The organism is Pseudomonas migulae (assembly GCF_043225285.1).
Taxonomy (GTDB): Bacteria; Pseudomonadota; Gammaproteobacteria; order Pseudomonadales; family Pseudomonadaceae; genus Aquipseudomonas; species Aquipseudomonas migulae_C.
This window is the reverse complement of record NZ_CP171224.1, coordinates 2,733,819-2,746,689: the sequence shown is the minus strand read 5'-3', so window position 1 is coordinate 2,746,689 and position 12,871 is coordinate 2,733,819. Positions and strand designations below refer to the sequence as shown.

At 61.3% G+C, this 12,871-nt stretch carries 10 protein-coding genes; 7 read left to right on the top strand and 3 right to left on the bottom strand.

The genetic code is table 11. The features are described from left to right. Window position 1: 1 nt before the first annotated feature. Window positions 2–1,834, top strand: a complete 1,833-nt coding sequence (gene glmS / locus ACF6ZU_RS12685; RefSeq protein ID WP_392892863.1) for a glutamine--fructose-6-phosphate transaminase (isomerizing) — start codon at window positions 2–4, stop codon at window positions 1,832–1,834. A gap of 69 nt (window positions 1,835–1,903) precedes the next feature. On the opposite strand, the gene ppk2 is transcribed toward glmS, so the two are convergent. Beyond that, entirely contained in the window at window positions 1,904–2,728 is an 825-nt protein-coding gene (ppk2, locus tag ACF6ZU_RS12680; RefSeq protein WP_392892861.1) for a polyphosphate kinase 2, read from the bottom strand. A gap of 110 nt (window positions 2,729–2,838) precedes the next feature. Here ppk2 and ACF6ZU_RS12675 point away from each other — a divergent pair, with 110 nt between their 5' ends. The 5 genes from ACF6ZU_RS12675 to ACF6ZU_RS12655 all read left to right on the top strand — a co-directional run bounded on the left by ACF6ZU_RS12675 (window position 2,839) and on the right by ACF6ZU_RS12655 (window position 9,938). Next, a complete protein-coding gene (locus tag ACF6ZU_RS12675; protein WP_392892860.1) occupies window positions 2,839–3,741 on the top strand; it encodes a LysR family transcriptional regulator in 903 nt (300 codons plus the stop codon). Between the two features lie 128 nt (window positions 3,742–3,869). Next, the gene (locus ACF6ZU_RS12670; RefSeq protein WP_392892858.1) at window positions 3,870–4,496 is read left to right on the top strand and encodes a glutathione S-transferase family protein; all 627 of its coding nucleotides are present in this window, start codon (window positions 3,870–3,872) and stop codon (window positions 4,494–4,496) included. A 63-nt stretch (window positions 4,497–4,559) separates the two neighbouring features. Beyond that, window positions 4,560–6,590 (top strand): pyridoxamine 5'-phosphate oxidase family protein, encoded by a 2,031-nt coding sequence (locus tag ACF6ZU_RS12665; protein ID WP_392892856.1) that lies wholly within the window; start codon window positions 4,560–4,562, stop codon window positions 6,588–6,590. Between the two features lie 41 nt (window positions 6,591–6,631). Beyond that, a complete protein-coding gene (locus tag ACF6ZU_RS12660) occupies window positions 6,632–7,828 on the top strand; it encodes a DUF3142 domain-containing protein (RefSeq protein WP_392892854.1) in 1,197 nt (398 codons plus the stop codon). Beyond that, window positions 7,815–9,938: a hypothetical protein gene (locus tag ACF6ZU_RS12655; protein ID WP_392892852.1), complete on the top strand. Its 2,124-nt coding sequence runs from the start codon at window positions 7,815–7,817 to the stop codon at window positions 9,936–9,938. The genes ACF6ZU_RS12660 and ACF6ZU_RS12655 overlap by 14 nt, the downstream gene beginning before the upstream one ends. Here ACF6ZU_RS12655 and ACF6ZU_RS12650 read toward each other — a convergent pair whose 3' ends face one another. Next, window positions 9,939–10,568, bottom strand: a complete 630-nt coding sequence (locus tag ACF6ZU_RS12650; RefSeq protein WP_392892850.1) for a LysE family translocator — start codon at window positions 10,566–10,568, stop codon at window positions 9,939–9,941. Between the two features lie 144 nt (window positions 10,569–10,712). Here ACF6ZU_RS12650 and ACF6ZU_RS12645 point away from each other — a divergent pair, with 144 nt between their 5' ends. Next, the gene (locus tag ACF6ZU_RS12645) at window positions 10,713–11,186 is read left to right on the top strand and encodes an Lrp/AsnC family transcriptional regulator (protein ID WP_392892848.1); all 474 of its coding nucleotides are present in this window, start codon (window positions 10,713–10,715) and stop codon (window positions 11,184–11,186) included. 104 nt (window positions 11,187–11,290) lie between these two features. Here the strand turns inward: ACF6ZU_RS12645 and lpdA are convergent, their stop codons facing one another. Further along, on the bottom strand, window positions 11,291–12,691 hold the full coding sequence (gene lpdA, locus ACF6ZU_RS12640) for a dihydrolipoyl dehydrogenase (protein ID WP_392892847.1): 1,401 nt from the start codon (window positions 12,689–12,691) through the stop codon (window positions 11,291–11,293). Window positions 12,692–12,871 lie beyond the last annotated feature (180 nt).

The following is a 12,871-nucleotide window of genomic DNA, read 5'->3' as shown; positions in this document are numbered from 1 at the left end:
CATGTGTGGAATTGTTGGCGCAGTCGCAGAACGTAACATCACCGCCATCCTGCTCGAAGGTCTCAAGCGCCTGGAATACCGTGGCTATGACAGCGCCGGTGTCGCGGTGTTTACCAACGATGCCAAGCTCGAGCGCATGCGTCGCCCGGGCAAAGTCAGCGAGCTGGAACTGGCGCTCGAAGCCGAGCCGCTGGTCGGTCGCCTTGGCATTGCCCACACCCGTTGGGCGACACACGGCGCGCCGTGCGAGCGTAATGCTCACCCGCATTTCTCTGGCGATCTGGCGGTGGTGCACAACGGCATCATCGAGAACCACGAAGCCCTGCGCGAACAGCTGAAGGCTTTGGGTTACGTGTTCACTTCCGACACCGACACCGAAGTCATCGCCCACCTGCTGAACCACAAACTAAAAGACCTGCGCGATCTGACCGTTGCCCTCAAGGCGACTGTCAAAGAACTGCACGGCGCGTACGGTCTGGCTGTCATCAGTGCCGATCAACCAGATCGTCTGGTTGCCGCTCGCAGTGGCAGTCCCTTGGTTATCGGTCTGGGCCTGGGCGAAAACTTCCTCGCTTCGGACCAGTTGGCCCTGCGCCAGGTCACTGACCGTTTCATGTACCTGGAAGAAGGCGATATCGCCGAGATTCGTCGCGATAGCGTGCACATCTGGGACGTCAGCGGCCAGGAAGTCACTCGCGAAAGCGTGCAATACCGCGACGGCGCCGAAGCAGCTGACAAGGGTGAATTCCGCCACTTCATGCTGAAGGAAATCCACGAGCAACCGGCCGTTGTGCAGCGCACCCTCGAAGGTCGCCTGAGCCCGAACGGTGTGCTGGTACAGGCGTTCGGTCCACAGGCTGCCGAGTTGTTCGCCAAAGTGCGCAACGTGCAGATCGTCGCGTGCGGCACCAGTTACCACGCCGGTATGGTTGCCCGTTACTGGCTCGAAGAGCTGGCCGGGATCCCGTGCCAGGTCGAAGTCGCCAGTGAGTTCCGCTACCGCAAGGTGGTGGTGCAAGCCGACACGCTGTTCGTGACCATTTCCCAGTCCGGCGAAACCGCCGACACCCTGGCGGCGTTGCGCAATGCCAAGGAACTGGGCTTCCTCGCCAGCCTGGCCATCTGCAACGTTGGCATCAGCTCGCTGGTGCGTGAGTCCGACCTGACCTTGCTGACCCAGGCCGGCCGCGAAATCGGCGTGGCCTCGACCAAAGCCTTCACCACTCAACTGGTCGGGCTGCTGTTGCTGACCCTGTCCCTGGGTCAGGTACGCGGCACGCTGGCCAAAGGCGTTGAAGCTACGCTGGTCGAAGAGCTGCGTCGCCTGCCGACCCGTCTGGGCGAGGCCCTGGCGATGGACAGCACGGTAGAAAAGATCGCCGAACTGTTCGCCGAGAAGAACCACACACTGTTCCTCGGTCGTGGTGCGCAATTCCCGGTGGCGATGGAAGGAGCCCTCAAGCTCAAGGAAATCTCCTACATCCACGCCGAAGCCTACCCGGCGGGCGAACTGAAACACGGCCCGTTGGCGCTTGTGGATAACGACATGCCGGTGGTCACCGTGGCGCCGAACAACGAACTGCTGGAGAAGTTGAAGTCCAACCTCCAGGAAGTCCGCGCCCGTGGCGGCCAACTGATCGTCTTCGCTGACGAACAGGCGGGCATGACCAATGGCGAAGGCACTCACGTTGTGCAGATGCCGCACATCCACGACATTCTGTCGCCGATCCTCTACACCATCCCGCTGCAGTTGCTGTCGTACTACGTCGCGGTGTTGAAAGGCACGGACGTTGACCAGCCGCGCAACCTGGCGAAGTCCGTCACCGTGGAATAAGTTATCCACAGCTGATCGAAGGGGCGAGGTTCCTGTTCTCCACAGGGCCTCGCCCCTTTTTCATTCCGCTCAGAATTTTTCCGGAACCCGTCGCAGTGAGTAATTCGGCTCCCGATAGCCGCCCGGTTTCTGGCGTTTGGGCAATTTCACTTCGTCTCTCGGAACATCCTCGTAGGGAATGCGACTGAGCAGGTCAGTGATGATGTTCAGGCGCGCCCGGCGTTTGTCATTCGAGTTGGCGACAAACCACGGTGCGTGGTCGGTGTCGGTCATCTTGAACATGTCGTCACGTGCTCGGGAATAGTCATACCAGCGGCTGTACGACTTGAGGTCCATGCCGCTCAGCTTCCAGATTTTGCGGCCATCCTTGATGCGGGCCTGGAGCCGTCGTGTCTGCTCCTCCTGACTGACTTCCAGCCAGTACTTGATCAGGATGACGCCCGAATCGACGATGGCGCGTTCAACGAGGGGAATCGTCTTCAGGAAACGGTCGACCTGATCCTTGGTGCAAAAGCCCATCACGCGCTCGACGCCCGCGCGGTTGTACCAACTGCGGTCGAAGATCACCACTTCGCCCGCCGCCGGCAAGTGCGGCAGGTAACGCTGCACATACATCTGGCTCTTCTCGCGTTCCGTCGGAGCGGTCAGCGCGATCACCCGAAAAATACGCGGGCTGACCCGTTCGGTCAGCGCCTTGATCGTCCCGCCCTTGCCGGCCCCGTCGCGGCCCTCGAAAACGATACAGACCTTGATGCCCTTGCTGCGCACCCATTCCTGCAGTTTGACGGTTTCGACGTGCAGTTCGCGTAGCGCTTTCAGGTAGTCCTTGTTCGACATCTTGACGCTGTCATCAGTAGCAGGTTGTTTGCGCGGTTGCTTCTTATCCTTTGCCATGACCAAGACCTCTCGAAATTCCCGGTTATGTCAGACTAGGTTGTTTTGCACGAAGTATTGAACTCGCAGCCTGACGGTCGCGAAATTGATCTGAATTGAGGGCAGGCACCGTGGACCGATTTCAGGAAATGCAGGTCTTTTCCGTCGTTGCCCAGGAACAGGGTTTCTCCGCAGCGGCGCGGCGTCTCGGCCTTTCAGCGGCCAGTGTGACCCGTGCGGTGGCTGCGCTGGAGAAGCGCATCGGCACCTCGCTGCTGACGCGCACCACCCGCAGCGTGCACGTGAGCGAGGCGGGTCAGCGTTACCTTGAAGACTGTCGGAGAATTCTCGCCGAAGTGCAGGAAGCGGAGGATTCGGCGGCGGGCAGTCATGCCGAGCCTCGTGGGCAACTGACCATTACCGCGCCGGTGCTGTTTGGCGATTTATTCGTCACGCCGGTGATGGTGAGTTACCTGAAGCAGTTTCCTGAAGTCGGCATCAACGGGTTACTGGTCGATCGTGTGGTCAGCATGGTCGAGGAGGGGATTGATGTGGCGGTGCGCATCGGTGAGTTGCCCGACAGCAACCAGCACGCGATCCGCGTCGGCGAGGTGCGACGGGTGATCTGCGCGTCGCCTTCTTATCTGAAGACCCAGGGCCGGCCTGCGCATCCTCAGGACCTGGATCGTGTACCGGTGATTTCAACCTCCGCTATCGGTCAGCAACGAAGCTGGACTTTTCAGGAGGCAGGCGAGCCTTTCAGCGTACGACCTGAACCCCGCCTGGTGGTGACGGCGAATCAGGCGGCGATTACTGCAGCTTCCCTTGGGTTGGGATTCACCCGGGTTTTGTCTTATCAGGTCGCCAGCAAAGTCGCGTCCGGCGCACTGGAAATCGTCCTGGCTGATTTCGAACTGCCGCCATTGCCCATCCATGTGGTGTATCAGGGCGGACGTAATGCCCCGGCACGGATTCGCAGTTTTGTCGATTTCGCCGTGAAAGCGCTGCGGGAACACCCGGACTTGCAGGTCTGAGGTTTATTGCGCTGGCTGAAATAATAGATTGCGTTTGCTGGTTATTCTGTTGTTTCCGTAGAGGGTAGAAGATGGCCTCCATCGGCGCTGATCACATTGAACGGCGCCACCACCCTGCGGAGTCGACCATGCAAGCAATCAAACTCTACAACTTCCCGCGTTCCGGCCATGCTCACCGTGTGGAACTGATGTTGTCCCTGCTGCAACTGCCGACCGAGCTGATCTTCGTCGACCTGGCGAAAGGCGCGCACAAGCAGCCGGACTTCCTGGCGATCAACCCGTTCGGCCAGGTTCCGGCCATCGACGATCAAGGCCTGGTGCTCGCCGACTCCAATGCAATTCTGGTTTACCTGGCGCAGAAATATGGCAACGGCCGCTGGCTGCCTGCTGATCCGGTGGGCGCGGCGAAGGTTCAGCGCTGGTTGTCGGTCGCGGCCGGGCCGATTGCCTTTGGCCCAGGCAGAGCCAGGCTGATCACCGTGTTTGGCGCACCTTACAACGCTGAAGAGACGATCGCCTACGCCCACACCTGGCTCAAGCTGATCGATCAGGAGCTGGCGAACTCGGCTTATCTGGTCGGCAGTGAACCGACCATTGCCGACGTCGCGGCCTACAGCTACATCGCCCACGCCCCCGAAGGCAATGTCTCGCTCGAGGACTACGCCAACGTGCGGGCCTGGCTGGCGCGCATCGAAGCCCTGCCTGGTTTTGTCGGCATGCCGCGCACCGTCGCCGGTCTGCAAAAAACCGCCTGATGCTTGCGGCCCGACCTTGTCGGGCCATTCACACTGCGCCTGTTGCGCAGGGGAGAAGCCGTTATGGATCGTTCACCTTGGCACGCTGGCGAGAAAGAGTTGCAGGCACACGTCGGTGTTGCCGAGCGAATGGAGACCTTGGGTCGTAGGGTCGTTCGCAGCGAGATGCCGGACCAGCACCGCACCTTCTATGAGCAACTGCCGTTCATGCTGTACGGCGCGGTGGACGCCGACGGCAATCCTTGGGCGAGCATCCTTGAAGGGCCACCCGGCTTCGCTCATTCGCCCGAGCCGGGAACGCTGCGTTTCAACAGCCTGCCGGGAGCCGATGATCCGGCGCAATTGACCGATGGCGCGGCGATCGGGCTGCTGGGGATCGAGCTGCATACCCGTCGCCGCAATCGTCTCAACGGTCGCGTTGGCGCCCTGACGGAAAACGGTTTTGAGGTCACGGTCGAGCAATCCTTCGGCAACTGCCCGCAATACATTCAACTGCGGCAGTTTCGTTCAGTGCCGCTGGCGGATCCCGCGACGCGCATTGCGCAACACCTGAACAGCCTGGATGACGCAGCCAGAGCCACGATCACCGGCGCCGATACGTTCTTCGTCGCCAGTTATGTCGAGGTCGATGGCCAACGCTCAGTGGACGTTTCACACCGTGGCGGTCAGGCCGGTTTCGTACAGGTGGAAGGTAATCGTCTGACCATCCCGGACTTCGCCGGCAACCTGTTCTTCAATACCCTGGGCAACCTACTGATCAATCCCCGGGCGGGATTGTTATTTATCGATTTCAACTCCGGCGATTTGCTGCACCTCAGCGGTCGTACCGAAATCATCCTTGAAGGCCCGGAGATCGAGGCGTTCCAAGGCGCCGAGCGTCTGTGGACGTTCGACGTGGAACAGGTGGTACGTCGGCCCGCAGCGTTGGCTTTGCGCTGGCGCTTTGATGGCGTCTCACCCACGAGTCTGCTGACTGGCACCTGGGAGCAAGCCAAAGCCCGCCTGCAAGCCCAGGCCTTGGGTGATCGCTGGCGGCCGTTGCGGGTGGCGCGGATCGAAGCGGAGAGCCACTCCATTCGCTCGATCTATCTGGAACCCGCCGATGGCGCCGGTTTGCCGGTGTTTCGCGCCGGGCAGCATTTGCCACTGCGCTTCAACATTGGCGGTGAGGTGCACATCCGCACCTACAGCCTGTCGAGTGCGCCGTCCGATGATTTCTTCCGGATCAGCGTGAAGCGCGAAGGGCTGGTGTCTTCGCACCTGCATGAACAGGTTCGTGTCGGTGATCTGCTGGAGGCCCGCGCGCCGCAAGGGCACTTCACCGTGGAGCCACTTGAACGGCGGCCACTGGTGTTGCTGGCGGCCGGGGTCGGGATTACGCCGTTGCTGTCGATGGCGCGCGAGGTGGTGTATCAAGGCCTGCGCACCCGACACATTCGTCCTACATGGTTTTTCCAGAGTTCACGCACGCTGGCGGATCAACCGTTTCGCCACGAACTGGATCGCTTGATCGATAGTGCGGGGGATTCGGTGCGGGTCCTGCGCCTGCTCAGCCAGCCCGAGGACGATGCGCTTGAGGGCGAGGACTTCGACGTGACCGGCCGGATCGACAGCGCATTGCTTCAGACCATCGTTGACGTTGGGGACTACGATCAGCTGGATTTTGTCCTCTGTGGCCCGGGCAGTTTTACCCAGGCGCTGTACGACAGCCTGCGGAAACTGGACATCCGTGACAGCAGGATCCACGCCGAAACCTTCGGTCCGTCGACCTTGCGTCGCCGGCCGGACCCGGACGCGATTGTCATCGAGCAACCGCCGGCGGCGACGACATCGGTCGCGGTGGTGTTCGAGCGCTCGGCCAAGGAAGCCCGTTGGCAACCGGAGGGCGGCAGTCTGCTGGAGTTGGCGGAGAGCCGCGGCCTGAACCCGGAATTCAGCTGTCGCGGCGGTTCCTGCGGCACCTGCAAGACCCGCCTGATCAGCGGCCAGGTGAATTATCCACAGCCACCAGCGGAAGTGCCGGACGACGGCCATGTGCTGATTTGCTGTGCGATTCCAGCGCAAGGCTCGCAGCCTTTGGTGCTCGACCTGTAGCATCTGACGGACGCTGCCCTCGCAGCCACTAAGGATGCTTTATGGTTTTTCTCGCTCGACTGTCGACCTTGCTGGCGGTGCTGGCGCTGCTCGCCGGTTGTGAACGACAGGACGCGCCACCGCTCGATCAGCAACTGTACGTCTGGCAGCGGCAATGGACGCCGGCCCACGAAGCCGCGCTCAAGGATAGTCGCGCGGACTTTTCCACCCTGCGGGTGTTGGCGTTGCAGGCGTTCCCCAAGGCGGGGTGGAGTCGGGCGCGAATCGATGCGGCGCTGCTCAAACGCGATGGTCGGCCGCTGATTGCGGTGATTCGTCTTGATGGTCAGCTCAAGTCGCTGGATCAGGACGAGATCAGCGCACAGATCCGGCAAGTCCTCAGAGAGTGGCAAGGGCAGGGGTTGATCCTCGCCGGTGTGGAAATCGACCACGACGCCGGCAGCGCCCGGCTACCGGCGTATCGGAAATTCCTGACGGATTTGCGCGCGGTTCTGCCGGCCACCTTACCGCTGAGTATCACCGCATTGCCCGCCTGGCTCGACAGCCCCGAACTGCCGGCATTGTTATCTTCAGTCGACAGCAGCGTGCTGCAGGTGCATGCGGTGAGCGATCCGCGTCGGGGATTGTTTGATCCGGATCAGGCTAAAAAGTGGGCAGATGCCTGGAGCCGTAGCACCTCGAAACCCTTTTTTCTGGCACTGCCGGCCTATGGCGTGGCGTTGTTGCCGCAGCCGGACGGCGCACCCGTGGTGGAAAGCGAAGTGCCGGTTGAACGCGGCGGCGAGCGCCGGGAGTTGCTGGCCGACCCGCAACAACTGCGCACCCTGGCCAGCGAATTGCGCAACGATCCGCCGGCTCATCTGGCCGGGTTGATCTGGTTTCGGCTGCCGCTGGCCAATGATCGCCGGGCCTGGAGCCTGACGACCTTGCGTGCCGTCGCCCGTGGCGATGCCCTCGACAGCCGCCTGACGCTGAAACTCTCGGCGCAGGATGGTCTCTATGAGGTGAGCATCAGCAATCAGGGCAACCTCGACAGTGCGTGGCCAGAACGTCTGACTCTGGCGGTGCAAGGCTGTGAGGGCGCCGATGCCCTGGCCGGTTATGCGTTGCAACAGGGTCCGGATGTGCTTACCTTCACCCGCCTGCGCGACGGCCGGATTGCAGCCGGCGGGCAGCGTGCCATCGGCTGGGCGCGCTGCACACATATTGATCAAGGAGGTTCGAATGTTCACCCGTAACTGGCCCCGTCATTTGCTTTGCCTGAGCCTCGGTTTGCCGCTGGGTTCGGCGGTGGCCTGCGGGCCGGATTTCCCCATGCGCCTGCTCGACAACCGCAGCCAATCGCTGGCGGAACTGCCGGAAGGCAACTTCCAGTTCGAGATCAATCGTCTCGGGCACGCGATTGCGGGGCTGAAGAATGTCACCGCGGCCGTCTACGGCACCATGGACGAACCCGACTATGCCGAGCAGCGGGACAACGCCGAGCAGGACGGTTTGACGGCGGAGCAGCAAGCGCTGGTTAAACAGCTGCGCAGCTTGACCGACGGGCATCAGGTCGAGGCGCAAGGCGCGAGCCTGCCAACCGAACTCAGGCTTTATCTGGCGGGCGCCGTGGCGTTCAACGCGGGTGATCACGGATTGGCCGCCGACTACTTCCAGAAAGTGCTGGCACTGCCGGCGGATCAACGCGCATTGCGCAGCACTTGGGCCGCGTATTCGCTGGGCCGGGCGTTGTTCGCCATGAGCGTAGAAACGGAAGCAACGCCCGACCTGCTGACGCGATCGCGCAAGGCCTTCGAACAGGCGCGGCAGTTGAGCATCGATGGCTTCAGCGACCCATTGGAGCTGGGCGTTGCCAGCCTCGGCGAAGAGGCGCGTGTTGCTCGCACGGCGGGTGACTGGGACAGCGCCATCGAACTCTACGCCACGCAAAATCTCCACGGCTCAGCAGTGGGGTACACCTCGCTGAAGCTGTTGATGGCCGATCTGGCGGCGCTGCCGGATGAGCAACTGGCGACGTTGCTCAAAGGTAAACCGGTGCAGCAACTGGTGACGGCGTCGTTGATCAGTCGCCTCGGCTGGTCATTTGGTGATCAACCGCCCAGCGAACAAAAATTGATCAAGCTGCTGCAAGCCAGCACGCGCGGCAATCTGGATAACGCCGATCGCCTTGCCGCGATGAATTATCAGCAGGGTGATTACGCCAGCGCCAAAGCCTTCCTGGAGCACGCCGGCGACGGTGGCCTGGCATGGTGGCTGCGGGCGAAACTGGCGATGCGTGAGGGTGACAAGACGGGTGCCGCCGCAGCTTATGCGAAAGCGGCCCAGGCCTTTCCGCAGAACGAATCCTGGGGTGAGCGGCGGACCCCGGACTACGATTTCGAAACGCTTCAGCCGAAATGCCGGGTCGAAGGTGAAAGCGCCATTCTGGCCCTGCAACGCGGGGATTATCTGCAAGCGTTCGATCAACTCTATCGCAGCCAGGACATCTACTGGTTTGACGCCGCGACCGTCGCCGAGCGTGTGCTGACGGTCGATGAACTCAAGCATTACGTCGATACGCAGGTGCCGGCGCCACCCGCGTTGACTCAGGAGCAGCGTGATAACTATGTGCCGTTGTCGGTGGCGGCGAAGTTGCGCAATCTGCTCGGGCGGCGTTTGCTGCGTGAAGAGCGATATGACGAGGCTTCAGGCTATTTCGACAGCGCCGAATTGCAGGCCAAGGCCAAGGCGTATGGGGAATTGCGCCAGGATGCCGAGTCGAAATGGTGGCCGAGCAAACGCGCCTTCGCTTATTACAATGCCGCATGGTTTGCCCGGTTTTCCGGCATGGAGTTGCTGGGTTACGAGATGTCGCCGGACTATGCGACCTTCGGTGGCAACTACAGCCTTGAAAGCAACGAGCTCACAGTCGGTCCGTTAGTGGCTGAAGCGGAGGTCAAGCGCCAGCAGGCCAGTGCTGCTCAACCCGATCAGCGTTTTCACTACCGCTATGTCGCGAATGCCCTGGCTAGCCGCTCTGCCGATTTCTTGCCGCATAGCAGTCAGGCCTTTGCGGCGGTGTTGTGCGCGGCGGCGGGTTGGAACTCTGATCAGGAAGAAAAAAGAGTCTTCTATCAACGCTATGTCAAAGAAGGTCCCTATGTGGATTGGGCATTATTCTTCGGCGAACGATGCCCCTATCCGGATTTCCGTAGCGCGGATAAACGATACGTTACCCAGGCGTTGAGCCCGGTTCGCGCGACGCTGCGTCCCTACAAAAAGTGGTTGGAAATGGGTAGCGTTGTGGTGTTTACAGCCGCCGCTCTGGTGCTGATCAACCGACGCAAGCGCAAGGCACGCGCTTAGTCAGGCCTGTTGAACAAAGGTCAGACGCAGGGCAAAACCGATCAACAGGCTGCCAAACAACCATTGCTGGAAGCGCTGGGCCGAGGGACTGCGTTGCAGCCAGCGGCCCAGTGCAGCGCCGGCCAGGGCGTAGGCGCTGTCGAACAACAGGCCGACACCGACCAGCACCACGCCCAGGGTCGCGAACTGCGCGAGCACCGAGCCGGCGTGCGGATCAATGAACTGCGGCAACAGCACCGAGCAGAACAGCAGCGCCTTGGGGTTCAAGAGGTTGGTCAGCAAGCCGCGCTGGATCGCTTCGCGCCAGCGGGGTTGTCCACAGGCTGAGTCTGCACCGTTGAGGTTCGGCAGCATTGTGGTTCGCAGGCATTGAATGCCGATCCACAACAAGTACGCGGCCCCGGTCAGGCGCACGGCATCGAACGTCCAGGGTGCTGCCTTGAACAATGCCGCCAACCCCAGCGCCGCCAACGCCACGTGGCAACCCCGGGCAATGCCCAAACCCACGGCGGTCGCCAGTGCCGCTCCTTTGCCTTGGCGGGCGCCGGTCTGCAGCAGCAGGATCATGTCCGGGCCCGGTAACAGGTAAACCACCGCCAGCGCCATGAAAAACAGCCACAGTCCCGCCATGTTGCACCCCATTCGTTGTCGATTCGGTAGGGCCAGTCTAGGGCTGAAGGGCAGGGCAGGTGGTTGCGTAGTTTGCTTCTAAAGAATCCTGTATTGGCATAATCTGCCAAGCACCGCTGCTGAAACCATCTGGATCTGCCAACCATGAAACTGGACGCCTACGACCGCAAGATTCTCGCGGCCCTGCAACGGGACGGTCGCTTGAGCAACGTGCAACTGGCTGAAGAAATCGGCCTGTCCCCGTCGCCCTGTTTGCGGCGGGTGCGGATGCTCGAAGAAGCCGGAGTGATTCGCGGCTATCAGGCCAATCTTGATCGCGATGAAGTCGGGTTGGGGCTGACGGTGTTTGTCGGGGTCAAGGTCGAGCGCCACAACGACGAACAGGCGGAGGCTTTTCGCCTGGCGGTCACGGCGTTGCCGGAGGTGATTTCGGCATTTCTTGTGTCAGGCGAATCGGATTTTTTGCTGCAAGTGGTGGTGCCGGATTTGCGCGCGTACGACCGATTCCTCACCGGGCGATTGCTGAAGTTGCCGGGGGTGAGTGACATTCGCAGCAATTTTGCGATCAACACGGTGAAAACGCCCGGGGCGTTGCCTTTGGAGCATTTGCCGCTTTAGACCGCGCCGTTTCCATCGCGAGCAGGCTCGCTCCCACAGGGTCTTGTGTACGCCACCCTGTAGGAGCGAGCCTGCTCGCGATGGGCCCAACTCGGTACAAAGCCCTACATCTGCGTCGCCATCCCCTCCACATTCATCGCCGCCTGGCGCAACGCCTCGGAGCGAGTCGGATGTGGATGGCAGGTCAGCGCAATGTCCTCGGCCGAAGCGCTGAACTCCATGGCCACGCAATATTCGCCAATCATTTCGCTGACGCTCGGGCCCACCAGGTGCACGCCGAGAATCTCGTCGGTGCGCTCATCGGCCAGCACCTTGGCGAAGCCTTCGGTCTCATGATTGATCTTCGCCCGGCTGTTGGCGGTAAAGGGGAATTTGCCGGCCTTGTACGCCCGCCCTTCGGCTTTGAGCTGCTCTTCGGTCTTACCGACGCTGGCCAGCTCTGGCCGGGTGTAAATGACGTTGGGGATCAGGTCGTAATTGACCTCGCCCGCCTTGCCGACGATCTGCTCGACACACGCCATGGCCTCATCTTCAGCCTTGTGCGCGAGCATCGGCCCGGAGGTGACGTCGCCGATCACCCAGACACCGGCCGCTTCCGTGCGATGGCCTTTGTTGGCGAGCATGCCGCGTTTGTCCGTGGCGAGGCCGACGTTTTCCAGGCCCAGGCCCTGGGTGTAAGGCCGGCGACCGATGGCCACCAGCACGTAGTCGGCGTCCAGCAGCTCGGCGGTGCCACCGGCTGCCGGTTCAACGCTCAGTTGGACGCCGTTGGCCGATGTCGTGGCGCGCGTGACCTTTGAACTCAGCTTGAACGTGATGCCTTGTTTGCTTAGCGAACGCTGCAACGTTTTGCCCGCCTCACCGTCTACGCCGGGGCAGATCCGGTCGAGGAATTCGACGACGGTCACCTGCGCGCCCAGACGCCGCCAGACTGAACCGAGTTCCAGGCCAATGACCCCGGCGCCAATCACCACCAGATGCTTGGGTACTTCGGACAACGAAAGCGCGCCGGTGGAATCGAGAATGCGCTGGTTGTCGATCTCGACGCCGGGCAGGGGAGTGGGCTCGGAACCGGTGGCGATGATGATGTCCTTGGCGCTCAGTTCGGTTTTGCCACCGGCGCTATCCGTCACCGTGACCTTGCCCGGGCCATCGATATGCCCCCAGCCCTTGATCCAGTCGACCTTGTTCTTGCGAAACAGAAACTCGATGCCCTTGGTCAGTCCGGCAACGCTTTCATCTTTTTGTTTCATCATTTGCGCAAGATTGAGCGTGGGTTTGACCTCGATCCCCAGGTTGGCGAATTCCGTACCCATGGCAGCGTCGTACAGCTCGGAGGCGTGCAGCAGCGCTTTGGACGGCATGCAACCGACGTTCAGGCACGTGCCACCCAGCGTGGCGCGACCTTCGACGCAAGCGGCCTTCAGGCCCAACTGGCCGGCGCGGATCGCTGCGTTATAACCACCGGGGCCTCCGCCCAGAATCACGACGTCATAGTTGCTCATGGATTTGCTCCTGGATTGATGGGGATCGGGCTGGATAAACGTAGTTCCTGAATAAAATTACGAGCGTAATATGTGCGTTTCCCGGCCTTTCGGTCAAGGCTTCAGCCAAGCGACAGGTTGAGCATCTTTAGATAGAACGATTTAGTACGAAAATTTCACGACTTTCGTTATATCGTAACG